The organism is Streptomyces sp. NPDC013157 (genome assembly GCF_042899865.1).
In the GTDB taxonomy this organism is placed as follows: Bacteria; Actinomycetota; Actinomycetes; order Streptomycetales; family Streptomycetaceae; genus Streptomyces.
In genome coordinates this window covers 14,197-39,206 of record NZ_JBIBAK010000026.1, presented here as the reverse complement: position 1 = coordinate 39,206, position 25,010 = coordinate 14,197, and the positions used below count along the sequence as shown (strand labels likewise).

Sequence of the window (25,010 nt, the reverse complement as noted above, 5' to 3'; positions counted from 1 at the left end):
ACCAGCCGCGACGAACCGGCACCAACCCACCAACCCGTCGCGGCACCTTCTGACATCCCCCTCGGCCGGACCTGACCCCCCGTCGGCCAGGCCCGGCCGCAGGCCGTTACGGGGTGTTGATGACCTTGTCGATCGCCGCGTCGGCCTCCTTGGCCGCCGCCTCGACGCTCTCCTTGCCGGTGCCGATGTTCTGCAGCATCGTCTGGAGCACCTGGGCCTTCTCGACCTGGCCCCAGCCCGGCGCCATCGGCACGAACCAGTTGGACTCGGCCGCCTCGGCCGGCACCGCGGTCGCCGGGTCGTTCTTCAGCGTGGCGAGGTCGGTCTTGTTGTTCGGCAGGTTGCCCTTGGCCATCAGGCCCTTCTGACCGGAGGGACCGGTGAACGCGTTGATCCACTCGGCGGCGACGGTCTGCGCCTTGGACTTCACCGGGATGGCGAGGTCGGAGCCGCCCAGGAAGACCGGCATGTTCTTGCCGGACGGGCCGGGCATCACGAAGTTGACGAGGTTGTTCTTCAGCTTGCCGCCGGTCTTGTCGTTCTTCGGGTCGGCCGCGGTCGCGCCCTCCCAGGCGGCACCGAAGATCATGGCCGACTTGCCCTGGCCGTAGACGATGTAGCGGTCGGACTCGTCCTTGGTCTTGTCACCGTGCATGTACTTGTCGATGACGTTCTTGAACTCGGTGAGGCCCTTGACGGACTCGGCCGACTCAAGATTGCCCTGCCACTTGCCGCCGTTCTCCACGGCGATCGAGCCACCGGCGTCGTAGACGAAGGACATGGCCGCGTACCAGTCACGGGTGGGCTGGTACCAGGCGCTGAACTTGTCGCCTTCCTTCTTCTGGATCTTGTCCAGGTCGGCGGTCAGCTCGGTGTAGGTCTTCGGCGTGGTCTTGATGCCGGCCGAGGCGGCGATGTCCTTGCGCCAGTTGGCGACACGGCCGCCGGCGTAGTACGGCACGCCGTAGGTCTTGCCCTGGTAGGTGACGGAGGCCTTGAGGCCGTCGAGCCACTGGTCGGAGCTGGTGAACTGGGAGGCGTCGACGGGGGCGAAGGCGCCCTTGACCATGTAGCCGAGCATCTCGGTGTTGCCCATCTCGACCACGTCGGGGGCCTTGTCCGTGGCGAGGACGGCGTCCAGCTTGGTGTTCTTGTCCGGCCAGCCGTAGTACTCGTGCTTGATCTTGATGCCGGGGTGCTTCTTCTGCACGGCGGCGTCGGCGGCCTTGACCAGGTCGGGCCAGTTGTTCTGCGCGTCCACCGTGAGCCAGACGGTCAGCGCCTTGGCGTCCGAGCCCTGGGACTTGTTGTCGTCCTTGTTGTCACTGCCACACGCCGCGACCGAGAAGACCATGCCCGCGATACCAATCGCGGCTATCAGCTTGCGCTTCACGCCACCCTCCTCAGGGATGCCACAAACCCCCCTGCCTCCCCGCACGAGCGTTGGGCCGGGACCTGGACCAATGGTGTAGACCAGTGCGGGAAGCTTGGCCCAGACCACCAGGCCTGTCAAGGGTGGCCGAATAGGCTCCGACCAGCCGTTATGCGACCTACATATGCAGGAACCTTTAAGTAAGAAACCCTCGAAAACCCAGGGCGCGGACGAGACAATTCCGGTAGACCACTCTCTCGGTGGACTAGACCAACAGCGCCCGCGACGGTATACAGAGGGGATCACGCAGCGTGCAGGGCGAATCCCGGTACGCTGCCGTGCCACGAGGCGAGCCGCGTCAATAGCCGGGAAGGCGGAGCATGAGCACCGACGTCAGCAGTGCGGAGAACGAGAGCGGGACAGCCGTCCGTACCGCGCGCGTGCCCAAGTACTACCGCCTGAAGAAGCACCTGCTCGAAATGACCGAGACACAGGCCCCCGGCACCCCGGTCCCGCCCGAGCGCACCCTGGCCGCCGAGTTCGACACCTCCCGCACCACCGTCCGCCAGGCCCTCCAGGAACTGGTCGTCGAGGGCCGGCTCGAGCGCATCCAGGGCAAGGGCACCTTCGTCGCCAAGCCCAAGGTCTCCCAGGCGCTCCAGCTCACCTCCTACACGGAGGACATGCGGGCCCAGGGCCTGGAGCCGACCTCGCAACTGCTGGACATCGGCTACATCACCGCCGACGACCGGCTGGCCGGACTGCTCGACATAACGGCAGGCGGGCGCGTGCTGCGCATCGAGCGGCTGCGCATGGCCAACGGCGAGCCGATGGCGATCGAGACCACGCACCTGAGCGCGAAGCGCTTCCCGGCCCTGCGCCGCTCCCTCGTCAAGTACACGTCCCTGTACACCGCCCTGGCCGAGGTGTACGACGTCCATCTCGCCGAGGCCGAGGAGACCATCGAGACCTCGCTGGCGACCCCGCGCGAGGCCGGTCTGCTCGGCACCGACGTCGGCCTGCCGATGCTGATGCTCTCCCGCCACTCCCTGGACCGCGACGGCCAGCCGGTGGAATGGGTGCGCTCGGTGTACCGCGGCGACCGCTACAAGTTCGTGGCCCGGCTCAAGCGGCCCCAGGACTGAGCACGTTCGCACCCCGCCCCTCCTGACGGCACGTCACCCTTCTCCACGAAATCGACATGCAGATATGCGGATGAGGTCTTCCGCTGACCTTGTGCGTTCGCCATGATTGCCTGCGCATTACACAGGTGAACGACGGTGATCGCCGTGCGGTCAGTGAGGGGACGGAGCCGCGAGATGTCAGATGCGTCCGATGTGACCAAAGCGGCGGTGGTGACGCCCATCCGCGTCGCCATCGCCCTCTGCCTGATAGCGCCCTTCGTGGCGATGCTCTGGGTGGGCTCGTACGCCAAGACGGGCCCGGTGTTCATCGGGATCCCGTTCTTCTACTGGTACCAGATGCTGTGGGTGCTGCTCTCCACCGCGCTCACGATGACCGCCTACCAGCTGTGGCAGCGCGACCAGCGCGACCAGCGCGCCCGCAAGACCGGGACCACGAGCGGGGGTGCGCAGCAGTGAAGGACGGTGTGAACGGCGTCGCACTCGGCGTCTTCATCTTCTTCTTCCTGGCCGTCACGGTCATGGGCTTCCTGGCCGCGCGCTGGCGCAAGGCCGAGAACGAGCACTCCCTCGACGAATGGGGGCTCGGCGGCCGGTCGTTCGGGACCTGGGTCACCTGGTTCCTGCTGGGCGGCGACCTGTACACGGCGTACACCTTCGTCGCCGTACCCGCGGCGATCTACGCGGCGGGGGCGGCCGGCTTCTTCGCGGTGCCGTACACGATCCTGGTCTACCCGCTGATCTTCACGTTCCTGCCGCGCCTGTGGTCGGTCTCGCACAAGCACGGCTATGTGACGACCTCGGACTTCGTGCGCGGCCGCTTCGGCTCCAAGGGCCTCTCCCTCGCCGTCGCCCTCACCGGCATCCTGGCGACGATGCCGTACATCGCGCTCCAACTCGTCGGCATCCAGGCGGTGCTGGACGTGATGGGCGTGGGAGGCGGCGACAACACCAACTGGTTCGTGAAGGACCTCCCGCTCCTCATCGCCTTCGGCGTGCTTGCGGCCTACACCTACTCCTCCGGCCTGCGGGCCCCCGCCCTGATCGCGTTCGTGAAGGACGCGCTGATCTACATCGTCATCGCGGTGGCGATCATCTACATCCCGATCAAGCTGGGCGGCTTCGACGACATCTTCGCCAAGGCGGGTGACAAGTTCACGGCGGCGGGAGCGGGCGGCCTCGTCCCGCCCGCGGCCGGCCAGTGGACGTACGCCACCCTGGCGCTGGGCTCCGCCCTCGCGCTCTTCATGTACCCGCACTCGATCACCGCGACGCTCTCCTCCCGGAGTCGTGACGTGATCCGCCGCAACACCACGATCCTGCCGCTGTACTCCCTGATGCTGGGCCTGCTCGCCCTGCTCGGCTTCATGGCCATCGCGGCCGGCGTCAAGGTCACCAACGGCCAGCTGGCCATCCCCCAGCTGTTCGAGAACATGTTCCCGGACTGGTTCGCGGGCGTGGCGTTCGCGGCGATCGGCATCGGCGCCCTGGTCCCCGCGGCCATCATGTCCATCGCGGCCGCGAACCTCTTCACCCGCAACATCTACCGGGACTTCATCAAGCCGGACGCCACGCCGAAGCAGGAGGCCCAGGTCTCCAAGCTGGTCTCCCTGCTGGTGAAGGTGGGCGCGCTGGTCTTCGTGCTCACCATGGACAAGACGGTCGCCATCAACTTCCAGCTCCTCGGCGGCATCTGGATCCTGCAGACCTTCCCGGCCCTGGTCGGCGGCCTGTTCACCCGCTGGTTCCACCGCTGGGCCCTGCTGGCGGGCTGGGCGGTCGGCATGGTCTACGGCACGGTCGCCGCGTACGGCGTGGCCTCCCCGACCCAGGCGCACTTCGGCGGCTCGTCCAAGGAGATCCCCGGCCTCGGCCAGATCGGCTACATCGGCCTCACCGCCTTCGTGATGAACGTGGCGGTCACGGTGATCCTGACCTTCGCCCTGAAGGCCTTCAAGGCCCCCGAGGGCATCGACGAGACGAATCCCCAGGACTACACGGCGGACGCGGGCGACCCGGGCGTGGAGGTGGAACTCCCGCCGGCTGTCGCAGGGAGCGCCCACTAGAACGCGCCCCAAAGGGGTACGGGGAACTGCGCGAGCAATCACACACAACCCGTAGCGGGCCGCCGAGATCAAGCACCACGGCGGCCCGCTACGGCCATCTCCCCGGCATCGCTACTCCCGCGTCCGCCGGGCCATCTCGTCCCAGAAGCGGTCCAGTTCACGGACCCGCATGCCGACCCAGCGCGGTGTCTTGCGGTGCAGCCCGCGCGGCAGCCAGCGCCGCACGCTGCCGGGCAGCAGAGCCTGCTGCTGACGACAGAACGGCTCGCGGATCTCCCCCCGGGGCAGCCAGCCGCGGGGAGGGTACGGGCAGAGCTGGAACTTGCAGTCGGGCAGACAGGTCATGCCCGGTGCGGGCGGGGTGGACGTGCCGATCCGCAGGCCGGGCCGCAGCGGCTCCCGGTTCGTACGGATGCACGGCGGCAGCGGCATACCGGGCTGCTCCGCGCGGGCCAGGCGCTCCTCGACCCCGTCCGGCTGCCCGTCCCGTTCGATGAGGTTCAGCATGACCAGGACGTCGGCGACGAGCCGCTGGGCACGCGGGTCCAGGGTGCTCCAGCCGACCGACGGCGGGATCCACAGGCTGTGTTTGCGGTAGCCCCCGCCGGTGTCGGCGCGGGCCCCGATGTTGTCGGCCGCGCCCTTCTCGTCGATCCACAGGAACCGCTCCGGCTGTCCGGTCTCCAGGGCGAGAGCCACCAGATCACCGGCTTCGGCGACGAACGGATGCAGACACCGCCGGGGCGTCCCGCCGGACCCTTCGGCCGGCCCCGGCGGCGGGTTCACCGTGCCCGTCATCGACAGCCACCGCCGCACGGTCTGGACCGCGGTGGCCCCGCCGCCGTCGGCGCAGTCCTCGAGTTCCCACAGGCACAGGGCCTGCAACAGGCTGAGCTGGGCGTACCAGCACCGGGACTGTTGCAGCACGGTCTCCGCCTGCCGGATCAGATCGGCGCGCCCGCCGGGGTAGGTCTCCGGATACCGCTGACGCCGGTTGGCCGCGTACTTGAAGCCCTGGGCCAGCGCGGCCTCCAGGGCGAGCGGCAGGTCGGGGGCGCCGTCGGTGAAGTTCGGGTCGAGGTGGCGCAGCCACTTGGTGAGGCGTTCCCGCGCCTCGTCACGGTGGGCCTCGTCGACGGAACCCAGGAGCATCGGGACCATCCAGGCCCGCATCACGAACTCCCGGAACAGGCCGACCCGTTGCTTGCGGTAGCGGTCGTTGAGCTCCTTGCGGTCCTGCTGCAGCCGCCGGACGCGCTCGGTCGACACGGTGCCCGAGAGCGACCTGGCCGACCTCGCACGCCCCATGTCCTTGGCCCACGTCTCGTACTCCCGCCGCTTCCAGGCCTTCAGCTTGTCGAGCCGGTCCTCGTACTCCCGCACCGGGTCGCTGTTCAGACCGACCCGCTCGCGGATCACGGCGAACGCGGCGTTGCCGCCGGCGCCGAACTCCTGCGCGAGGGCCAGGCGGGTGGAGTAGGAGGACTCCTCGATGCCGATCTCGAAGAGCTCCCAGTACAGCGGGGTGGTGTCGACCCGGTCGGACACCTTGCGCAGCGCGGCTCCGAGTTGCTTGAGCAGCCTGCGCTTGGCGTCCCTCAGCGTGCGCCGGTCCCCCTTGAAGGCGGGCCAGCGTGCGCGCACCGCGGCCACGATGTCGCCCAGGTGCCGGGGATCGGCCTCCGCGCTCTCGATCTCCACGGCCGCGGCGTAGAGGTCGAGGGCCTTCGGATCGTCCGTGCGACGGCTCGCGGCGTCGCGCAGCCGCTGGGCGGGAGTGCGGCCCCCGACGGTCGACTGCCGGACCCGGTCGGCGACGCTCTTGCGCACGACGGCCCGGATCCCGCTCCCCGGATCCGGCAGCCCCGCCTCCCGTGCCCGGGACAACAGCACCAGCGCGATGAGCAGTTCCCGGCTGGGACCGGGCGGCTGCAGCGCCTCTTCGACCAGTTGGCCGGCACCCCGCTCCCCCAGCTGGTTCAGCAGCCGGTAGCCGAAGTAGGCCTGGATGATGCTGTGCGGGAACCGGACCCTTCGCTCGGAGCCCTCCACCAGCTTGAGCCTGCCCGCCTGGGCCGCGAGACGGGCGAGGCCGGCCTGGCACTGGTCCAGGTTCCCCGCGCGCAGCCGTCGGCGTTCCTCGTCGCCGAGCCGTTCGCACAGCGCGTCCCAGATCTGCCGCCGGTGCCAGTCGGAGAGGGCGTTGCCGTGTCTGCCGTAGTGGTCGAACGTCCGGTCGGCCCAGACGCGTTCCGCCAGGGCCAGGGCGCGCCGGGCCGGACCCGGGTGCAGGACCTCCGGGTCGAGCAGCTCCGGGAGGCCGACCTCCAGCTTGTCCTGGAGCAGTCCGACACAGGCCAGGGCCGAGACCAGTTCGAGGGCGTCACGGCGCTCCTGCGGGGCCAGCGCGACATCCTCCCGCAGCTTCCCCTCGCACAACGCCTCGGCCCAGCTCTCCATCAGCCACAGCCGCAGGGTGGCCCGGTCGCGGCCGCGGGCGTTCAGGTGATGGGGATCGTGGTGCCGAAGGTCCTGTTCCAGGGCGCCGCGCCGGTGGAGTTCGCGGGCGATCTGGAGGTAGATCGGCGACTCGGTGACCTCCGCCGTCTCCACGATCCAGTCCACCCGGCGCTCGTCGCCCTCCGGTACGCCGGCTTCGACGAAGCGCACCGCCGCCTCCTCGCCGAGCGGTTCCAGTTCGACGATCGCGGCCGAGGTGTTCTCCAGCGGACTGTGCGGCCGGGAGGCGATGACCAGGGGCAGCTTCTCCTCGTGGGCGCGTTCGATGGCCCGGCGGATGATGTTGTCCCGGTTCTGCTGCTGGTGGCCGTCGTCGAGGAGGGCCTCCTCCAGACCGTCGGCGAGGACGACCGGCTTGTCGTCGGCGAGGAGTTGCTGCCAGACCCGGTCGGTCTTGGTGCGCGCCAGGATGCCCTTGGGCGCCTCGTCCGCGAAGCGCCGCCTGGCCAGGAGTTCGAAGTTGAGGTCGGCACCGTCCACCGCGTCGCGGAGCCGGATCGGCACCGGGACGGCGTTCTGGTGGGCCAGGAGTTCGGTGAGCCGTACGAGGACGGCGGTCTTGCCGGCGCCGACGCCGCCGACCAGCAGATAGGGCCGACGCGTGTCGCGCTCCCGCAGCCGTTCGGCGATGACCTGCGCGACCTCGTCCCTGCCCACGATCTCGGCGGTGTCGGGGCCGGCGGTGGGCACCAGCTTGCGGGGATCCCGCAGCGCCTTGGCGAGATAACGCCGTTTGGTCCAGCGGTACCACCAGAACAGGAACAGTGCGGCGGCGACGGAGGCGGCGAGGATCGGACCGACGAACTTGATGACGGTTTCGAAGCCGACGTCGTTGTGCCGCCGCCATCCCTCGAACCAGGTCGTACTGCCGCTGAAGAGGATGTACAGCCCCTCGACGATCCAGGCGAGCAGTGCCAGCACGGCGACGATCCAGATCGCCCTGGTGACGTTGGCGTAGGAGACCCACCGGTGCCACTTCCTGGGACGGGTGGCGCCGCGGTGGGCCTCCATACGGATCGTCAGGGCGTGCCAGCGGCCCACGAGACCGGCTCCGACCCGGTTGCCCGCGCGCCGCAGGCCCAGTGTCGCCATCGGCGCGTCGCGCGGTTGCTCCTTGCCGGGCGGGTGACGGACGACCCTTGTCATGGTGCCTTCTCCTTGCGCGTTCCCGGAGTGGTTCTCGGAACGAAGGGCCCCCGCGGGCACCGGCACCTCCTTCCATGGAAGCACTCCCGGCACAGCCCGCAACCCGGGCGCCCCACCGGGGAAAACGGGAGGTTCCCGCATGCGGGAGTCCGGCAGACTCGCACCATGGACATCACGATCCGGCCCGTGGACCCCACCGAACACGCCGCACTCGGCGAGCTCACCGCCCAGGCCTACCTCCGGGACGGCCTCCTCGACTACGGCGAGGGCGACGCGTACCTGCCCGTGCTGAAGGACGTGGCGAGCAGGGCGGCCGCCGCCGAGGTGCTCGTGGCGGTGGAGGGCGAAAGGCTCCTCGGCGGCGTCACCTTCGTCCCCGGCCCCGGCCCGATCGCCGACATCGCCCGCCCCGGCGAGGCCGAGATCAGGGCGCTCGCGGTCGCACACGAGGCCCGCGGCCGAGGTGCCGGCGAGACTCTCGTCCGCGCCTGCATCGACCGCGCCCGGGCCACGGACGGCTGCACGGCCGTCGTCCTGTCGAGCCAGCGCGCCATGCACACCGCCCACCGGCTCTACGAGCGCCTCGGCTTCGTCCGCACACCGGAGCGCGACTGGAATCCCGTGCCGCACCTGGACGACATCACTCTCCTCACCTACGAGTTGACGCTCTGACACCGCCACGACACAACATCTGGGGGTGGCATCGCGGCCCGGCACCAGATGTATGCTCATGCTCGCTGTCGCCGCAGGGGAATCCGGTGTGAATCCGGAACTGTCCCGCAACGGTGTACTTGTGCATGTTCGTGCACAGGAGTCAGTCCGAGGACCTGCCGACAGCACGCCCAGCCACCCGGTTCGGGCGTTCTGACGTCCGGGCCTCGTGGAGTGGGCCAGGGTCTCGACGCGTGCCCGCGCGCTCGTGCTGCCCCCTGCCCTCCGCCAGGCCCGTGCCCAGCGAGGGAGAGCCCCACGTGACCATCGCGCCAGCCGACCCGGCTTCAGCGACCAGCTCTGCGGAATCCGCGGCGGACGACGGTCCCGGTACCGCGTTGCTGCGGACCCTGACCGAGCTGACCGCCGACCTCCCCGACGCCGACCCCGGCCGGGTCGCCGCCGCCGCGTTGCGGGGGCGGTCCGCGCGGGCCGACGAGTCGGAGTTGCGCGAGCTGGCCACCGAGGCCGCCGCCGGTCTCATCTCCGAGGACCCCGCCTACTCGCGGCTGGCCGCACGTCTGCTCACCGTCTCCATCCGCGCCGAGGCCGCCTCGCAGGGCGTGACGTCCTTCGCCGAGTCCGTGGCGGTGGGCCACCGCGAGGGCCTCGTCGCCGACCGCACCGCCGAGTTCGCCCGGCTGCACGCGGCCCGCCTCGACGCGCTCGTCGACCCGGCCGCGGACGACCGCTTCGGCTACTTCGGCCTCCGTACGCTCCACAGCCGGTACCTGCTCCGGCACCCGATCACCCGCAAGGTCATCGAGACGCCCCAGCACTTCATGCTCCGGGTCGCCGCCGGTCTCGCCGAGGACGACACCGTCAGGTCGGTGGACGAAGTCGCCGCGCTCTACGGGCTGATGAGCCGCCTCGACTACCTCCCGTCCTCCCCCACCCTCTTCAACTCCGGCACCCGGCACCCCCAGATGTCGTCCTGCTACCTCCTCGACTCCCCGAAGGACGAGCTGGACTCGATCTACGACCGCTACCACCAGGTCGCCCGGCTCTCCAAGCACGCCGGCGGCATCGGTCTGTCGTACAGCCGCATCCGCTCGCGCGGGTCGCTCATCCGCGGCACCAACGGGCACTCCAACGGCATCGTGCCGTTCCTGAAGACGCTGGACGCCTCGGTCGCGGCCGTGAACCAGGGCGGCCGGCGCAAGGGCGCCGCCGCGGTCTACCTGGAGACCTGGCACTCCGACATCGAGGAGTTCCTGGAGCTGCGCGACAACACCGGTGAGGACGCCCGCCGCACCCACAACCTGAACCTCGCGCACTGGGTCCCGGACGAGTTCATGCGCCGGGTGAACGCCGACGAGCCGTGGTCGCTCTTCTCCCCCGCCGACGTACCGGAACTCGTCGACCTGTGGGGCGAGGAGTTCGACGCGGCCTACCGCAGGGCCGAGGCGGCGGGGCTGGCGCGCCGGACCATCCCGGCCCGCGACCTGTACGGCCGGATGATGCGGACCCTCGCGCAGACCGGCAACGGCTGGATGACGTTCAAGGACGCGGCCAACCGGACCGCCAACCAGACGGCCACCCCCGGTCATGTCATCCACTCCTCCAACCTCTGCACGGAGATCCTGGAGGTCACGGACGACGGCGAGACGGCCGTCTGCAACCTGGGGTCCGTGAACCTCGGTGCGTTCGTCGACACGACGGCCGGTGACATCGACTGGGAGCGGCTCGACGAGACCGTCCGCACCGCCGTGACCTTCCTCGACCGGGTCGTCGACATCAACTTCTACCCGACCGAGCAGGCCGGCCGGTCCAACGCCAGGTGGCGGCCGGTGGGGCTGGGCGCGATGGGGCTCCAGGACGTCTTCTTCACACTGCGGCTGCCCTTCGACTCCGCCGAGGCGAAGGCCCTCTCCACCCGGATCGCCGAGCGGATCATGCTCGCCGCGTACGAGGCCTCCGCCGACCTCGCCGAGCGCAACGGTCCACTGCCGGCCTGGGAGAAGACCCGCACCGCGCAGGGTGTGCTGCACCCCGACCACTACGGCGTCGAGTTCACCTGGCCGGAGCGCTGGGCGGCGCTGCGCGCGCGGATCGCGACCACGGGCCTGCGCAACAGCCTCCTGCTCGCCATCGCGCCCACCGCGACCATCGCCTCGATCGCGGGCGTGTACGAGTGCATCGAGCCGCAGGTCTCGAACCTCTTCAAGCGCGAGACGCTGTCCGGTGAGTTCCTCCAGGTCAACTCCTACCTGGTGCAGGACCTCAAGGACCTCGGCGTCTGGGACGCCCGCACCCGGGAGGCGCTGCGCGAGGCCAACGGCTCGGTGCAGGACTTCGTCTGGATCCCGCAGGAGGTGCGCGACCTCTACCGCACCGCCTGGGAGATCCCGCAGCGCGGCCTGATCGACATGGCCGCCGCCCGCACCCCGTACCTGGACCAGGCCCAGTCCCTGAACCTCTTCCTGGAGACGCCGACCATCGGCAAGCTCTCCTCGATGTACGCGTACGCCTGGAAGTCGGGCCTGAAGACGACGTACTACCTGCGCTCGCGCCCGGCGACCCGGATCGCCCGCGCCGCCCAGGCCCGAGCCACCGTCCCCGTCCAGCAGGCGGCCCCCGAAGACGCCGTCGCCTGCTCCCTGGAAAACCCCGAGTCCTGCGAGGCCTGCCAGTGATGTCCAGCAAGAACCTTCTCGACCCCGGCTTCGAGCTCACGCTCCGCCCGATGCGCTACCCGGACTTCTACGAGCGCTACCGGGACGCCATCAAGAACACCTGGACCGTGGAGGAGGTCGACCTCCACTCCGACGTCGCCGACCTCGCGAAGCTGTCCCCGATGGAGCAGCACCTGATCGGCCGGCTGGTCGCGTTCTTCGCGACCGGCGACTCGATCGTGGCGAACAACCTGGTGCTGACGCTGTACAAGCACATCAACTCCCCCGAGGCGCGGCTCTATCTGAGCCGGCAGCTGTTCGAGGAGGCCGTGCACGTCCAGTTCTACCTGACGCTCCTGGACACCTACCTCCCCGACCCGGAGGACCGCGCCGCCGCCTTCGCGGCGGTCGAGAACATCCCCTCCATCCGCGAGAAGGCCGAGTTCTGCTTCACGTGGATGGACTCGGTGGAGAATCTGGACCGCCTGGAGTCCAAGGCCGACCGCCGCCGCTTCCTGCTCAACCTGATCTGCTTCGCCGCGTGCATCGAGGGCCTGTTCTTCTACGGCGCCTTCGCGTACGTCTACTGGTTCCGCAGCCGGGGTCTGCTGCACGGTCTCGCCACGGGCACCAACTGGGTGTTCCGTGACGAGACGATGCACATGAGCTTCGCGTTCGACGTCGTGGACACCGTCCGCAAGGAGGAGCCGGAGCTCTTCGACGACGAGCTCCGGCAGCAGGTCACCGACATGCTGCGGGAGGCCGTCGAGGCGGAGCTGCAGTTCGCGCGGGACCTGTGCGGTGACGGCCTGCCCGGCATGAACACCGACTCGATGCGCCAGTACCTGGAGTGCGTCGCCGACCAGCGGCTCGGCCGCCTGGGCTTCGCCCCGGTGTACGGCTCGGAGAACCCGTTCTCCTTCATGGAGCTGCAGGGCGTTCAGGAGCTGACGAACTTCTTCGAGCGCCGCCCGTCCGCGTACCAGGTGGCGGTGGAGGGCACCGTCGACCTGGACGAGGACTTCTGAGGCTGCCGCTCCCCGCGGTCCTCGTGGGCCTCCCTGATCTGCCGGTCGATGCGCCTGTCGCGCAGGACGCCGAGCACGGACGGGAGGGCCATGAGGACCAGGATGCCGAGGACCAGGACCATTCCGACGAGACCTTCGATCTGGTTTCCGTTCATGGACACCACTGTCGCGCCGCAGACTCCTTACCGTGAGTGGCAGCACTGCCACACACCCTCGAATTACTGCCAGCGGCGAGGCACACTGGCAGCATGCTGACGAACGTGGCCACGGTGCTCCTCGACGGTGTGCACCCCTTCGAGCTGGGGGTGGTCTGCGAGGTCTTCGGCCTCGACCGCTCCGACGAGGGGCTGCCGGTGTACGACTTCGCGGTGGTCTCGGCGGAGGGGCCCGCGCTCGGCACCCACGTGCCCGGCCTCACCGTCTCCACGCCGTACGGCCTCGACCGCCTCGAAGAGGCCGATCTGATCGCGGTGCCGGCCTCGGAGGCCAATGTCACCAGGGAGCACCCGCCCGAGCTGCTGGACGCGCTGCGCCGGGCGGTGGACCGGGGCGCCAGGGTGCTCAGCGTCTGCTCCGGCGTCTTCGTGCTCGGCGCGGCCGGGCTGCTCGACGGGCGCCGGTGCGCCGTGCACTGGCGGCACGCGGAGCTGCTGGCCCGCCGGTATCCGCGCACCCGGGTCGAGCCGGACGTGCTGTACGTCGACGAGGACCCGGTGATCACCTCGGCGGGCACCTCGGCCGGTATCGACGCCTGTCTGCACATCGTGCGCAAGGAGCAGGGCCCCGAGGTCGCCCGGAAGATCGCCCGGCGGATGGTGGTGCCCCCGCACCGGGACGGCGGCCAGGCCCAGTACATCGAGCGCCCGCTGCCCGAGGGCCCCTGCGACACGGTCGGCGGGGTGCTGGCCTGGATGACGGAGCACCTCGACGAGGAGGTCACCGTCGAGCAGCTGGCCGCCCGCGCCCTGATGGCCCCGCGCACCTTCGCCCGCCGCTTCCAGCAGGAGACCGGCACCACGCCGTACCGCTGGATCCTGCGGCAACGGGTGCTGCTGGCGCAGGAGTTGCTGGAGGGGACGGACGAGACCATGGACGCCGTCGCGAGCCGGACCGGGTTCGGGACGGCGGCCGCGCTGCGGCACCAGTTCGTGAAGTCGCTGGGTACGACGCCGAACGCCTACCGGCGCGCGTTCCGGGGCCCGCAGGCCGCCTGAGCGCGCGCCGGTATCAGGCGTGACCCGCCGGTGGGCAGGTCACCAGGGCACGGGTGCGAGCAGCAGCCGGTGCGGACGCAGGGTGATGCCCACCCGGGTGGTGTCGTTCGACCCGGGGACCTGTTCGAAGCGGTACTTGGCGCACAGGGCCGCGGTGATCAGGCTGAGCTGGGTCATGGAGAAGTGGTCGCTGGGGCATTTGCGGTTGCCGACGCTGAAGGGGCTCATGGCGTACTTGGGCACGTCCCCCGCCCGCTCCGGCAGCCAGCGGTCCGGGTCGAAGTCGAGGTGCCCGGGGTAGGAGTGCGGGTCGCGCTGGACGGCGTAGGGGCTGTAGACGATGTCGGCCCCGGCCGGAATGCGATAGCCACCGAGTTCGGTGTCGGCCTTGGCCCGCCGCGTCAATATCCATACGGCCGGCCGCAAACGCATCGCCTCGACGACGACATTGTTGGTGTGGGTGAGACGGCGCACGTGCTCAAAACCGACCGGCTGACCGCCCGTCACGGATTCGACCTCGGCCCGTACCTTCCGGGCGTGTTCCGGGTGTTCGGCGAGGACCTGGAGCAGCCACATGATCGTGGAGGCGACTGTTTCGCTGCCGGGGGTGAGTATCGCGACCACCTGGTCGTGGATCTCCTGTTCCCCGATGGGGTCGCCATTCTCGTCCTTCGCCGCGAGCAATGCCGTCAGCAAATCGTCCGGCTTTTGACCAGATGCCCGGCGCTCGGCGACGATCTCGTCGACGAGGAGATGCAAATCGGCCAGCGCCCGGTTGAATTCACGGTTCGCCGGCAGCGGCAGCCGGTACAGCGGGCCGAGTGGTATGACCATCCGCCGGTACATACCGCGGAAGACGCTCGCGAGGTCGACGCTGAGCCGCTCCGCGCGCTCGTCCATGTAGTCGCCGCGCAGCAGGCAGCGGGCGGCGATGCGGACGGCGACCCGGAAGGACTCCGAGGTGCAGTCGACGGTGGAGCCGGGCTGCCAGCGTTCGGTCAGCGCGTGCGCCTCCTCCTCCATGACCGGCCCGTAGGCGGGTATCGCGGAGAGGTTGAACGCGGGCTGGATGGTGCGGCGTTGGCGCCGGTGGCGGGGGCCGTTGGCGGTGGCGACGCCCTCCTTGCCGAGCAGCCCCTCCAGGGACTCCCACAGCGGGCCGGCGATGATGAAGTCGGGGTTCAGGGCGAGGGCGCCGGTGAGCTCCGGGGTGGTGACGGCGTACACCTCCTTGGGGCCGAGCCGGAGGCGGACCATGTCGCCGTGGGCGCGCAGCCGGGTCATGAAGGCCAGCGGGTCGCGGACCAGCCGCCAGCCGTGCCCGAGGATCGGCACCCCACCGCCGGCCAGGGGCGGTTCGCGCAGTTCAGCGTGTTCGGAAGCCTCCGCGGTCGCGGGCTTCACGGACTCGACGGTCATTTCTCACCTGCCGCTTCGTTGTTGACGTACGGGGGCGTGGACCGGTCGTCCCAGCTGTCGACCATGTAACGGCCGGATTCGTGGTGGAACCAGTAGACGGAACTGAACCAGTTCCGCATATTGCCGACGCAGGCCGTGACGGCGCCACCGAGTTCCTTTCCGCGCACGGTGCCGTCGTCGAGTTCCTCGGCGAACCGCAGTGCGGCCCGTTCGGCGGCCAGGAATTCGCTGATGCATTCCTCGACGCGTCGCCTGAGTTCCTCGACCGCCTGCTCCAGACTCATTCCCTCGTGGGTGACGAGACTGATTCCGAGATTGTGGACCTCGTCGCCCGCTATTTCCTTCGGCAGCGAGCAGAGGTCGTTGTACCAGGCGGCGAACTCCTGACTGAGCAGCGCCGCCCGACGGTACGCCGGGTTTTTCCGTACGGCGTCCGGGAGTTCGGTCCCGGCGCTCGGCTCCAGCAGGTCCGTCCATATCCAGTGGGCGAAAGTGAGGCGCCGCAGGGCCAGGTATTCATCGACCCCGGGAACGTGACCCGAGGTGCGGTTGCGGAACTCGCGGTCGTACGCCTCGATCACCTCGTGGAAGTGCCGGGCGAACCGCTGGTTCCAGGTCCCCGGCAGGAACGCGTACAGCCGCGCGATGCTGTCGGCGAACCCGGCCACCAGGGTGTCCGGGTGGTGCAGGTGGTGCAGGGGCGCGTCGAGGGCCGCGTGCAGCCGGAACCGCAGCCGTCGCCAGTCGCCCGGCCTGCCGTGCACGACGTCACGGTCGTGCCGGTCGTCCCAGACGAAGAACCAGGCGCTGTAGTCGCATATCGCCTGGATGACCTCGTCGGACGCGCCCAGGTAGTAGCCCGCCATGAGGTCGGTGTAGCAAAGACCGTCGGCATATTCCCGCACCTTGTCCGCCGGCATCAGCCGCTTTTCCAGCAGCCAGAGGCGGGTCTTCTCCTGTAGCCGTGGCCAATACGGATGCAGTTGCCGGGGAAACTCGGCCTCGATCACCGGGAGGGCGAGTTGCGGTGGAACCGCGACCGCCGTCGGCGTCGATGTGGTGCTGTGTGAGAAAGCATGCACGAACAAACCCCTCTCAGCCGAGCCAGGTGCGCACGCCCCTCCCGCTGTGCCGGGCGTGCGCCGTTGCGTATCCCCGCAGTCCCCATTCAGCACCACAACTGACCGGTCTGGGAACGGATTTGCTTCACTCACTACCCCACAGTGCCGAGAATCTCCCCTTGTGTGACTGATTAAGGTTCGCTAGGGGTGCACAAAGGATCGAATGTACGACGCACAGACGAGCGAGTCCGACCGAACATGACGAACGCCTGGTCGGAGCGGGCCCGACCAGGCGTTGTCACAACTGTCCTTCTGCGTCTCAGTCGTTGGCGACCACGGGGTAGCGGGGCTCGTTCTCGGCCATCTGCCGCAGCGCGTCCTTGCGCTCGCGCTTGGAGAGCCGGTCGATGTACAGGTAGCCGTAGAGGTGGTCGGTCTCGTGCTGCAAACACCGAGCGAAGTAGCCGGTGCCGCGCACCTTGATCGGGTTGCCCTTCTCGTCCTGCCCGGTGACCTCGGCGTAGTCGGGCCGGGCGAGCGGGGCGTAGGCCGTGGGCACCGACAGGCACCCCTCGTTGCTGTCGTCCAGCCGCCGCTTGTCCGCGGGCAGGTCGACCAGCTTCGGGTTGCACACCACACCCACGTGCCGGGCGCCCTCGTCGTCCTGACAGTCGTAGACGAAGACCTTCAGGTCGACGCCGATCTGGTTGGCGGCGAGCCCGACGCCCTCGGCGGTCCGCTGGCTCGCGAACATGTCCGCGACGAGCTGGTCCAGCTCCGCGCCGAACTCGGTGACGTTCTTGCACTCCTTGTGCAGCACCGGGTTCCCGACGACGGTGATGGGCCGCGAGGTCCCCCGCTCACGCCAGGCGTTCTCGCGCTCCTCGGTCCCCTCGGTGTCGACGACGAATCCCTCGTCATCCACGGGGAGCACGCCCGCGTGCTGCTGATCGGTGTCCTGCTGCGCCATGACCGACGTAAGCCTTCCTAGGTAAAACGGGGGTGATGTTGCTGATACAGGGTACGTGGACGCGCCCCTTCAGGGGCGCGGGGAACTGCGCGACAAGCCCCCACCGGCCCGCACCCGACGAACGGCGCTCAGCAAACCTCTTCCAGATCCCGCCAGTCCCTGGAATCCGGGCTGTCCGCAACCCACCCGTCCAGCAACCCCCTCACCAGCGAAGCCGGCGCAGCCACCCCGCACTCCCGCTCCGGCACCCACAGCTGCCCGTCCGTCCGATGCCCGAGCGGCCCCGGATGCCCCGGCTCACTGTGGTCGTGGGGATCGAGATGCACCCCGTCGCCCTCGTCCGACGGCATCCGCGACTCGGAGCACATCCGGCACAGCAACCGCACCGAGGAGGACCAGTCCTCCGCCGCGAACCCGGCATCCCCCGCCAACTGCTCCAGCGCGTCCCGGTCCGCCTCCGTCGCCGCCTCCAGCAGCACCACCCAGGTCGGCACCGGCGACGGCGCCCACAGCTCGATCTCGTCGAAGACGGGGTACGCGTGCCCGGTCGCCGTGGTCCGCTCGCCGTGCGGCACCCCGTCGTGCAGGACGACCTCGCCCCAGCGCCGCCCGGACGAGGGCAGCGGGATGGACTGCACCTCGATGCGGGCGGGGTCCAGCCGCCGCCCCCACACCACCTCGGCCTCCCCCTCCGGGGACAGCCGTACGGCGGCACTGCCCAGGTCCATGCCGTTGGGCTCACCGGACGCCGTGGCGCCGCCCGGCACCCGCAGCCCGTACGCCTGCCAGGCCCGCCGGGCCAGCGGCCAGTCCTGCAGCGCGGTCGCCGCGATGCCCACGTTCCACCAGTCGGGCGCCCCGGTCTCCCGGTCGAGCAGGGCCACCGCGCGCAGGCCGGCCGCCCGCGCCTGCTCCCAGTCGTGCCGGAACTTGTGCAGCAGGGCGAGGTTGAACCAGGACTCCGACAGCCAGGGTTCCAGGTCGGCGGCGCGTGTCAGCAGCTCGCCCGCGTCCTCGTACCGGCCGTCGCCGATCAGCGTGAACGCGCGGTCGGTGGCCTGCCGCCAGGAGGCGGAGGGCCGGTGCCGTCCCTTGCCGAAGATCCTCACGATTCCCGCCTGCCAGTTCCAGTTCCGCACAGTGGGCTGGCTTGTGCCCCCGGACATCACCCTCTCCCTCGCATCCAACCACGTACGACGGGAGCGCCGCTCATTACCCATGGGTTACCCAGCCGCGCGCAAGGTCAGACAGTCTCTGGAGAGCACGCGGGCCAGGGACTCCACAACCTCCGGAGCGTAGTCCCCGGCGGTGGCCAGCCGTAACTCCTCCAGCGCCGTCAGCGGCCCGCCGGGCCCGGAATCCCGGGCCTTCTCCTCGTACGCGTTGACGGCCCGCACGATCCGCGCGGCGACCGGCTGCTCCCGGTAGGGGTCGGCCTGCCGTTCCACGACCACGGCGACCGCCGCGTCCACCCCGGTCTGCCGTACGACGGCGCCGCCGAGCAGGGCTATCCGGCGCTGCTCCGCCGCCGGCAGCCCGGCGGTGGCCCCGGCGGGCACCGGGTCGACGAGGCTGAGCTGGCCGATGTCGTGCATGAGCGCCGCGTACTCCAGGACGGTGAGCTCCGCCCCGGACAGTCCCAGGTCCCGCCCGACGGCCTGGCTCAGCGTGGCGACCCGGCGGGCGTGCCCGGCCGGGGTGTACCCCGCTATCTCGGTGGCGCGGGCGAGGGAGGCGATGGTCTGCCGGTAGGTGGCCCGGACGGCCGCGTACCGGCGCAGGGACAGCTGGGTGAGGAGGAGTGGCAGGCAGAACACGGGCAGCGCCCACAGCCCGACGACGGCGACGGCCAGTGCCATCACGGCCCCGGTGGCGCAGACGGCGGACCCGATGCCGAGCAGCCCGCGCAGCTCGTCCCGCAGCAGCGGCCCGAACGGCCATGCCGTCCGCGAGTGGGCCTGCGCGGCGGCGAGCACGGCGTCGCACAGCGCGGTGAGCACGAGGAGCGCGACGAGCAGCAGGGCGTACGCCGGTCCGTCCCAATGCTCCAACGCGCCCCTGCTGTAGAGGGGTTGGAAGCAGACGGCGGCAAAGCCGACGGTGAGGACGCGGCGGGTGAGGTGGTCGAGGGTGGGCCGCCGCCCGTCGGCTATGTGCGGGACGTTGCCGAGCAGCGAGGCGGCGCAGACGACGGTGACGACCTGGAAGGCCCCGTCGTGCGTGGCGGCCCCGGCATCGGCGCCGAGCAGGGCGTAGGCGAGCGCGCCGGCGGCCCCGAGCGGTGCGGCCTCCCGTACCTCGGCGCCGGTCCACCGGGCCCACTCGCCGACGCCGACGAGCACGCCGTAGGCCAGGGCGGTGCCGCGGTCGTCGAGGCCTTCCCAGAGGGTGCCGGCGAGACAGCCGAGGGCGAGGAGCAGGGCGGCGAGGCGGATGCAGCCGAGCGCGGCGGGGCGGCGGGAGCGGAGGACCGCGGCCGGACCGGCGGCACCGCTGCCGCTGCCGCTGCCACCGGCCGCCGGCCCCGGGGCGAACGCCGGGGCCCCGGACGTCACGGGGCACCTCGTCCGGCGCTTTCGCGGTCACCGCTCGGCGGACCGGAGCGGGCCGGGCCGGGCGGCTCCGCCGGGTCCGGTGACCGGACGTCGGCGGTGACCGCCGGGTGCCAGCCGTGCCTGGCCAGCGCTCGGGTCAGGGCGTCGACGATCCCCGCGTCGAAGTGCCGCCCCGCGCACCGCCGTAACTCCGCCACGGCGGCCGCCACCGGCCGGGCCCTGCTGTAGGAGCGCGTCGACGTCATCGCGTCGAACGCGTCAGCGACGGCCACCACCCGGGCGGACTCCGGGATCTGGCCGCCCGCCAGTCCGTACGGGTAGCCGCTGCCGTCGATGCGCTCGTGGTGGTGGAGGATCGCCGCGCGGGCCTCCCCCAGGAAGGAGATCCCGCGCACCATCTCGTGGCCGTACTCGGGGTGCAGTTCGATGATCCGCCGTTCCTCCGGGGTGAGCGGACCGTCCTTGCGGAGCAGCCGGGTGGGGACGCCCAGCTTCCCCACGTCGTGGAGGATGCCGGCGAAGCGGAGCACCTCCACCCGGTCGTCGTCCATGCCCAGTTCGCGCGCGATCATCACGGAGGCGTGTCCGACCCGCTCGCTGTGCCCGCGGGTGTACCCGTCCTTGATGTCGACGGCCTGGACGAGCGCGCGGATGGTGGCCTGGTGGGCTGCGCGCTCGCGGTGGTACTGGGCGAACACCCACCAGGACACGCACATCGGCAACAGGACGAGCAGAGCTGCGACGGGACCGTAGGGGCTGCGCCAGAGCACGGCCATCATCAGCCCGGCCAGCCCGTGCACCCCGACCGGGGCGAGCGAGCGGGAGAGCAGGCCGCGCCAGGCCCGGCGCACCGGAACCCTCTCGGCAACGGCGAGGATCCCGCCGTCCAGCACGGCGAGAACGGCGCAGAAGGCCAGCACGGCCGCGGCGCAGGGCAGCAGTGCGTACGGGAAGTCGCAGCCCACCACCGAGTCCCGCCCGCCCAGCGCCCAGTGCACGCGCCCCGCGCCCCAGACCGCGAGCGCCAGCTCGGCGGCCCGCCAGGTCCGGCGCAGCGCCTGCGGCCGTTGCTCGGCGCGGGAGAGCAGCGCACCCGGCAGCGGTACGAGCGCGGCGGCCGGCGGTGGCAGCAGGAAGGCACCGGCGAGCAGCACCGGGTAGAAGGTGCCGCCGAGGCGGCGCCGCACGACGTGCTCGCAGGCCGCGTACAGCGCGGAGAGGAGGGCGACGGCCCACCAGGGCGCACGCAGGTCGGGCAGCGGCAGCAGACAGAGCAGGGCGGCGAGGGCGACGCAGGTCACGTACGCGCGTACCCGTACCGGGACCGCCTCCATCTCGCCCCTCCCCCGACCATGCCTGTCCAGGCTCCGGAGCCTAGGGCGGGAGCCGGAGGGTCCGGGGCTTATGACCGGAGGATTAGCACGTTCGGGTGATGGGACACCGGGGCGGGAACGGGCCGGCGCCGCCTGTCGGCGGCGCCGGCGCGGTCAGCTCTCCGGCGTGACCTGTGCGGGCTGGGCGGCCCGGACAGTCGTGACGTCGTGGTCCGGGACGGCCTGGCCGGACCGGATCAGATCCAGCCGCCCCAGTACCTTGGCGCGCAGGTCGGTGGGTACGTCGTCATGCCCGCAGCACCGCTTGACCAGCTTCTTCACGGCCTCCTCCAGCCCGTACTTCTCCAGGCAGGGGGAGCACTCGTCGAAGTGCTGCTTGAACTTGACGCGATCGACGTCAGGCATCTCACTGTCGAGGAACTCGTACAGATGATCGAGTACCTCACTGCAGTCCGTCTCGTGCGGCTCTCCGCAGCTCATGAGCCCGAGCCTTTCGCTTCGTTCGACTCTCCGGCGCCGGCCGGGACGAGCCCGCGCTCCCGCGCGTAGTCCTCCAGCATGCCGCGCAGTTGACGGCGGCCTCGGTGCAGCCGGGACATCACCGTACCGATGGGTGTCCCCATGATGTCCGCGATCTCCTTGTAGGCAAAGCCCTCTACGTCGGCGAGGTAGACGGCGATGCGGAATTCCTCGGGGATCGCCTGCAGCGCTTCCTTCACGTCCGAGTCGGGCAGGTGGTCGAGCGCCTGCGACTCCGCGGAGCGCAAGCCCGTCGACATGTGCGACTCGGCGCGGGCGAGCTGCCAGTCCTCGATCTCCTCCGCCGCGGAGCGCTGGGGTTCGCGCTGCTTCTTGCGGTACGAGTTGATGAAGGTGTTCGTGAGAATGCGGTACAGCCAGGCCTTGAGGTTGGTGCCCTCACGGAACTGATGGAAGGACGCGTACGCCTTGGCGTAGGTCTCCTGCACCAGGTCCTCGGCGTCGGCCGGGTTGCGCGTCATACGCAGCGCGGCCGAATACATCTGGTCGAGGAATTCGAGCGCGTCCCGTTCGAAGCGCGCGGTGCGCTCCGAGGTCGACTCCGCGCTGACGCCCTGGCCCTCGGGCAGCTCCGCCTGGCCGTTGTCGGTCCCTGCGTCGGTACCGGTGACCGGACCCACCTCCTCAAGATCCCGGGCAGGACCAAAACCGATCCCACTCGTCTCGGAGGATAGAACACGACCCGTGCCTGCCGCCGCTCGAATAGGAGCGGTCTTGGCCGCGTGCAGCACCGTCCAGTCCAGGTCAGCGCTGCTGCTTCGGCTCGGGCAGATGGTCGAACCCATGCGGCGGACTTCCTCTCCTTCGGCGTCGGCGCTGGTGTCCCAGCACTTCTGTCCGCCTCAACAGTGGTCCGCCGCGCAACATTCCCGGGCGTCACCCGAGGGACGCGGTCCATGCGACGACCGCGTCCGTGATGATGGTCACTGCCTGTTCCGGCCCGATCTCCGCCTTTTTGGGTACGGCGAACCCGTGATCCCCGTAGGGCACCTCGACGAGTTGGTACTCCCCCTCCGGGAACTCGGCCGGCTTCCCGAACGGGTCGTTCCCGCCCTGCACGACGAGCGTGGGCACCCCGGCCCCGAGCAGTTCCGAGGCCCGCGACTTCTCCGGCTTCCCCGGCGGGTGCAACGGAAAGCTGAGAGCCAGGACGCCGACCGCCCCCAGCTCCGTCGCCGTACGGCAGGCGACCCGGGCCCCGGCGCTGCGCCCGCCGGACACCACCGGCAGCCCCGGCGCGGCGAGCGCGGGCCACACCCCGCGCCAGCCGACGTCGAGCGTCTTCGGCGCGGGCGCGAGCTTCTTCCCGGCGACCCGCCAGGGCTGCTCGACGAGCGCGACGGTCACACCGTGGCCGGGAAGGACCGCGGCGACCGCCTGCAGATCCCGTGCCTCGACGCCCCCGCCCGCCCCATGGCCGACGGCCAGCACCAGCCGCGCCCGCTCCGCCTCGTGCCAGGTGATGCGGGCGTCCCCCGCCTCCGTACCGACGATCTTCGACATAGTCACGCCAGAAGGCTAGAAGAGCGTGCCCTCCTCGGGCCCCTCCAGCTCCTTCAGCAGCTCCGGGCTGTTGTTGCGGACGTTGCTGACGGCCGTGGAGACCGGGTAGGCCCGCATCAGGCCCTCCGGCGGCGGGGCGAGCAGCGAACGCAGGTCCTCGACGTCCGTCCGGGCCGGGTCGAGCCAGGCGTCCCAGCGGTCCGGGGTCAGCATCAGCGGCATCCGGGGGTGGATGTCGTGCAGCGACCGCGGCCCTTCCGCGGGCGCCACGGCCAGCGGCGAGGTCTCCGCCTCCGTGGTGATCACCGAGCACGTCACCCACCAGGCCAGCGGGTGCTCGTCGGGCAGCGTCCGGTCCCGCCAGAACTCGTACAGCCCGGCCATCGCGAACACCGAGCCGTCGGCGGGGAGCACGAAGTACGGCTGCTTGCGCGGCCGCTTCTTCTTCCCCTCGACCTCCAGGTCCCGCTCCTCCGGGGCGGTGACCCACTCGTAGTAGCCGTCGGCGGGCAGGATGCAGCGGCGGGTGGCGAAGGCGCGGCGGTACGACGGCTTCTCGTGCACGGTCTCGGCCCGCGCGTTGATCATCCGGGCGCCGCCCTCGGGCGTCTTGGCCCAGGAGGGCACGAGCCCCCACTTGAGCTTGCGCAGCTGGCGAACCGGACGGGGGTCCCCGGCGTCTTTCACCGGACGGTCGAGGACGGCGTAGACCTCCTTGGTCGGAGCCACGTTGTAGTCGGGCTCCAGGGTCTCCTCGGGCTCCCACTTCTCTATTTCAAAGATTCCTGCGAGATCCTCGGGCCCACGACTGGATGCATACCGTCCGCACATACGTGCAACACTGCCAGGCCCGCCCGTCGCCCGACCACCACCCCCCAACGACGGCGCTACGCGCCGACACCTTTTGGACCGACCAGAGGGAGTAATCACCGCACCATGGAGAGCACCGCCGCCCTCGCGCTGCCCGACCTCTGGGACCGTCTGACGGGTACCCAGTCCGATCCCGATCTGTGGGTGGTGCTCGCGACCCTGGCCGCCGCGGTCGCGGTGGTGGTCCCGCACAACCTGTGGCGGATATCCCGCAACGCCATCACGATCGCCCACGAGGGCGGCCACGGCCTGACCGCCCTGCTCACCGGCCGCCGGCTGACCGGCATCCGGCTGCACTCCGACACCAGCGGCCTCACCCTCAGCCGGGGCAAGCCGCACGGCATCGGCATGATCCTCACGGCGGCGGCCGGCTACACGGCTCCCCCGCTGCTCGGCCTCGGCGGCGCGGCCCTCCTCGGCGCCGGCCGCATCACCCTTCTGCTCTGGCTCGCCACGGCCCTGCTCGTGGTGATGCTGGTGATGATCCGCAACGCGTACGGCGTCCTGACGGTGTTCCTGACGGGCGGCACCTTCCTGCTGGTGTCCTGGCTGGCCGGACCGCAGGTGCAGGCGGCGTTCGCGTACGCGGTGGTGTGGTTCCTCCTGCTGGGCGGAGTCCGCCCGGCCTTCGAACTCCAGGCGAAGCGCTCCCGCGGCGGCGCGGGCGACTCGGACGCGGACCAGCTGTCGAGGCTGACCCATCTCCCGGCGGGCGTATGGCTGTTCCTCTTCCACACGGTGTCCCTGTGCTCGCTGATCGGCGGGGGGCGCTGGCTGCTGGAGGTATGACGCGCCCCGAAGGGGCAGGCGTCAGGGGGCGCGGGGCTGTATTCGATGTGCGGCTCCGCCGCGCGGGCGCGACCAGCCCCCACGGCGCCGCACCCGGCCGACCACCCCAGCCCACCGCCACCGCACCCCGACCCCGGCCGCGCACTAAAGTGACC

At 70.5% G+C, this 25,010-nt stretch carries 21 protein-coding genes and 1 riboswitch; of the genes, 8 read left to right on the top strand and 13 right to left on the bottom strand.

What is annotated here, in order from left to right; all coding sequences use genetic code 11:
* Positions 1-106 precede the first annotated feature (106 nt).
* The gene (locus ACFY6U_RS47885; protein WP_390048829.1) at positions 107-1,393 is read right to left on the bottom strand and encodes an extracellular solute-binding protein; all 1,287 of its coding nucleotides are present in this window, start codon (positions 1,391-1,393) and stop codon (positions 107-109) included.
* 359 nt (positions 1,394-1,752) lie between these two features.
* Here ACFY6U_RS47885 and ACFY6U_RS47880 point away from each other — a divergent pair, with 359 nt between their 5' ends.
* The 3 genes from ACFY6U_RS47880 to mctP all read left to right on the top strand — a co-directional run bounded on the left by ACFY6U_RS47880 (position 1,753) and on the right by mctP (position 4,580).
* Positions 1,753-2,517, top strand: a complete 765-nt coding sequence (locus ACFY6U_RS47880) for a GntR family transcriptional regulator (RefSeq protein ID WP_093499171.1) — start codon at positions 1,753-1,755, stop codon at positions 2,515-2,517.
* Positions 2,518-2,691: 174 nt separating this feature from the next.
* Positions 2,692-2,973: a DUF3311 domain-containing protein gene (locus tag ACFY6U_RS47875; protein ID WP_390048827.1), complete on the top strand. Its 282-nt coding sequence runs from the start codon at positions 2,692-2,694 to the stop codon at positions 2,971-2,973.
* Complete coding sequence (gene mctP / locus ACFY6U_RS47870) at positions 2,970-4,580, top strand: monocarboxylate uptake permease MctP (RefSeq protein ID WP_390048825.1); 1,611 nt, start codon at positions 2,970-2,972, stop codon at positions 4,578-4,580. The genes ACFY6U_RS47875 and mctP overlap by 4 nt, the downstream gene beginning before the upstream one ends.
* Positions 4,581-4,691: 111 nt before the next feature.
* On the opposite strand, the gene ACFY6U_RS47865 is transcribed toward mctP, so the two are convergent.
* Positions 4,692-8,246, bottom strand: coding sequence for an ATP-binding protein (locus tag ACFY6U_RS47865; RefSeq protein WP_390048824.1), 3,555 nt, complete (start codon positions 8,244-8,246; stop codon positions 4,692-4,694).
* A gap of 165 nt (positions 8,247-8,411) precedes the next feature.
* Here ACFY6U_RS47865 and ACFY6U_RS47860 point away from each other — a divergent pair, with 165 nt between their 5' ends.
* The 3 genes from ACFY6U_RS47860 (at position 8,412) to ACFY6U_RS47850 (ending at position 12,600) form a co-directional block, all read left to right on the top strand.
* Positions 8,412-8,918, top strand: coding sequence for a GNAT family N-acetyltransferase (locus tag ACFY6U_RS47860; protein ID WP_390048823.1), 507 nt, complete (start codon positions 8,412-8,414; stop codon positions 8,916-8,918).
* 17 nt (positions 8,919-8,935) lie between these two features.
* Positions 8,936-9,096, top strand: a riboswitch (cobalamin riboswitch).
* Positions 9,097-9,217: 121 nt separating this feature from the next.
* Positions 9,218-11,593, top strand: coding sequence for a ribonucleoside-diphosphate reductase subunit alpha (locus ACFY6U_RS47855; protein WP_390048822.1), 2,376 nt, complete (start codon positions 9,218-9,220; stop codon positions 11,591-11,593).
* Positions 11,593-12,600: a ribonucleotide-diphosphate reductase subunit beta gene (locus tag ACFY6U_RS47850; protein WP_390048820.1), complete on the top strand. Its 1,008-nt coding sequence runs from the start codon at positions 11,593-11,595 to the stop codon at positions 12,598-12,600. Before ACFY6U_RS47855 ends, ACFY6U_RS47850 begins: the two co-directional genes overlap by 1 nt.
* On the opposite strand, the gene ACFY6U_RS47845 is transcribed toward ACFY6U_RS47850, so the two are convergent.
* Complete coding sequence (locus tag ACFY6U_RS47845) at positions 12,513-12,755, bottom strand: hypothetical protein (protein WP_351489583.1); 243 nt, start codon at positions 12,753-12,755, stop codon at positions 12,513-12,515. The genes ACFY6U_RS47850 and ACFY6U_RS47845 overlap by 88 nt on opposite strands.
* Before the next feature lie 93 nt (positions 12,756-12,848).
* Here ACFY6U_RS47845 and ACFY6U_RS47840 point away from each other — a divergent pair, with 93 nt between their 5' ends.
* Positions 12,849-13,814, top strand: a complete 966-nt coding sequence (locus ACFY6U_RS47840) for a helix-turn-helix domain-containing protein (RefSeq protein WP_390048818.1) — start codon at positions 12,849-12,851, stop codon at positions 13,812-13,814.
* 39 nt (positions 13,815-13,853) lie between these two features.
* On the opposite strand, the gene ACFY6U_RS47835 is transcribed toward ACFY6U_RS47840, so the two are convergent.
* The 10 genes from ACFY6U_RS47835 to ACFY6U_RS47790 form a co-directional block, all read right to left on the bottom strand.
* Positions 13,854-15,233 (bottom strand): cytochrome P450, encoded by a 1,380-nt coding sequence (locus ACFY6U_RS47835; RefSeq protein WP_390048816.1) that lies wholly within the window; start codon positions 15,231-15,233, stop codon positions 13,854-13,856.
* On the bottom strand, positions 15,230-16,315 hold the full coding sequence (cyc1, locus tag ACFY6U_RS47830; protein ID WP_390048814.1) for an epi-isozizaene synthase: 1,086 nt from the start codon (positions 16,313-16,315) through the stop codon (positions 15,230-15,232). The genes ACFY6U_RS47835 and cyc1 overlap by 4 nt, the downstream gene beginning before the upstream one ends.
* Before the next feature lie 298 nt (positions 16,316-16,613).
* Entirely contained in the window at positions 16,614-17,264 is a 651-nt protein-coding gene (def, locus tag ACFY6U_RS47825) for a peptide deformylase (protein WP_390048812.1), read from the bottom strand.
* A gap of 128 nt (positions 17,265-17,392) precedes the next feature.
* Entirely contained in the window at positions 17,393-18,373 is a 981-nt protein-coding gene (locus ACFY6U_RS47820; RefSeq protein WP_351489718.1) for a hypothetical protein, read from the bottom strand.
* 114 nt (positions 18,374-18,487) lie between these two features.
* A complete protein-coding gene (locus ACFY6U_RS47815) occupies positions 18,488-19,699 on the bottom strand; it encodes an HD-GYP domain-containing protein (protein ID WP_390048963.1) in 1,212 nt (403 codons plus the stop codon).
* A gap of 116 nt (positions 19,700-19,815) precedes the next feature.
* Positions 19,816-21,153: an HD-GYP domain-containing protein gene (locus tag ACFY6U_RS47810; RefSeq protein WP_390048810.1), complete on the bottom strand. Its 1,338-nt coding sequence runs from the start codon at positions 21,151-21,153 to the stop codon at positions 19,816-19,818.
* A 153-nt stretch (positions 21,154-21,306) separates the two neighbouring features.
* A complete protein-coding gene (gene rsrA, locus ACFY6U_RS47805; RefSeq protein ID WP_390048808.1) occupies positions 21,307-21,633 on the bottom strand; it encodes a mycothiol system anti-sigma-R factor in 327 nt (108 codons plus the stop codon).
* Positions 21,630-22,313 (bottom strand): RNA polymerase sigma factor SigR, encoded by a 684-nt coding sequence (sigR, locus tag ACFY6U_RS47800; RefSeq protein ID WP_189267612.1) that lies wholly within the window; start codon positions 22,311-22,313, stop codon positions 21,630-21,632. Before sigR ends, rsrA begins: the two co-directional genes overlap by 4 nt.
* A 256-nt stretch (positions 22,314-22,569) precedes the next feature.
* The gene (locus tag ACFY6U_RS47795; protein ID WP_390048961.1) at positions 22,570-23,196 is read right to left on the bottom strand and encodes an alpha/beta family hydrolase; all 627 of its coding nucleotides are present in this window, start codon (positions 23,194-23,196) and stop codon (positions 22,570-22,572) included.
* Between the two features lie 15 nt (positions 23,197-23,211).
* The gene (locus tag ACFY6U_RS47790; protein ID WP_390048806.1) at positions 23,212-24,027 is read right to left on the bottom strand and encodes an SOS response-associated peptidase; all 816 of its coding nucleotides are present in this window, start codon (positions 24,025-24,027) and stop codon (positions 23,212-23,214) included.
* Positions 24,028-24,132: 105 nt separating this feature from the next.
* Here ACFY6U_RS47790 and ACFY6U_RS47785 point away from each other — a divergent pair, with 105 nt between their 5' ends.
* The gene (locus ACFY6U_RS47785) at positions 24,133-24,855 is read left to right on the top strand and encodes a M50 family metallopeptidase (RefSeq protein WP_390048804.1); all 723 of its coding nucleotides are present in this window, start codon (positions 24,133-24,135) and stop codon (positions 24,853-24,855) included.
* The last annotated feature ends 155 nt before the right edge of the window (positions 24,856-25,010 follow it).

Excerpts from the sequence above, each read along its gene's own strand:
- ACFY6U_RS47880 (WP_093499171.1), top strand. The coding sequence starts at position 1,753 with ATGAGCACCGACGTCAGCAGTGCGGAGAACGAGAGCGGGACAGCCGTC.
- ACFY6U_RS47875 (WP_390048827.1), top strand. The coding sequence starts at position 2,692 with ATGTCAGATGCGTCCGATGTGACCAAAGCGGCGGTGGTGACGCCCATC.
- ACFY6U_RS47865 (WP_390048824.1), bottom strand. The coding sequence starts at position 8,246 with ATGACAAGGGTCGTCCGTCACCCGCCCGGCAAGGAGCAACCGCGCGAC.
- ACFY6U_RS47860 (WP_390048823.1), top strand. The coding sequence starts at position 8,412 with ATGGACATCACGATCCGGCCCGTGGACCCCACCGAACACGCCGCACTC.
- ACFY6U_RS47850 (WP_390048820.1), top strand. The coding sequence starts at position 11,593 with ATGTCCAGCAAGAACCTTCTCGACCCCGGCTTCGAGCTCACGCTCCGC.
- ACFY6U_RS47845 (WP_351489583.1), bottom strand. The coding sequence starts at position 12,755 with ATGAACGGAAACCAGATCGAAGGTCTCGTCGGAATGGTCCTGGTCCTC.
- ACFY6U_RS47840 (WP_390048818.1), top strand. The coding sequence starts at position 12,849 with ATGCTGACGAACGTGGCCACGGTGCTCCTCGACGGTGTGCACCCCTTC.
- ACFY6U_RS47835 (WP_390048816.1), bottom strand. The coding sequence starts at position 15,233 with ATGACCGTCGAGTCCGTGAAGCCCGCGACCGCGGAGGCTTCCGAACAC.
- def (WP_390048812.1), bottom strand. The coding sequence starts at position 17,264 with ATGGCGCAGCAGGACACCGATCAGCAGCACGCGGGCGTGCTCCCCGTG.
- ACFY6U_RS47810 (WP_390048810.1), bottom strand. The coding sequence starts at position 21,153 with ATGGAGGCGGTCCCGGTACGGGTACGCGCGTACGTGACCTGCGTCGCC.
- rsrA (WP_390048808.1), bottom strand. The coding sequence starts at position 21,633 with ATGAGCTGCGGAGAGCCGCACGAGACGGACTGCAGTGAGGTACTCGAT.
- ACFY6U_RS47795 (WP_390048961.1), bottom strand. The coding sequence starts at position 23,196 with ATGTCGAAGATCGTCGGTACGGAGGCGGGGGACGCCCGCATCACCTGG.
- ACFY6U_RS47790 (WP_390048806.1), bottom strand. The coding sequence starts at position 24,027 with ATGTGCGGACGGTATGCATCCAGTCGTGGGCCCGAGGATCTCGCAGGA.
- ACFY6U_RS47785 (WP_390048804.1), top strand. The coding sequence starts at position 24,133 with ATGGAGAGCACCGCCGCCCTCGCGCTGCCCGACCTCTGGGACCGTCTG.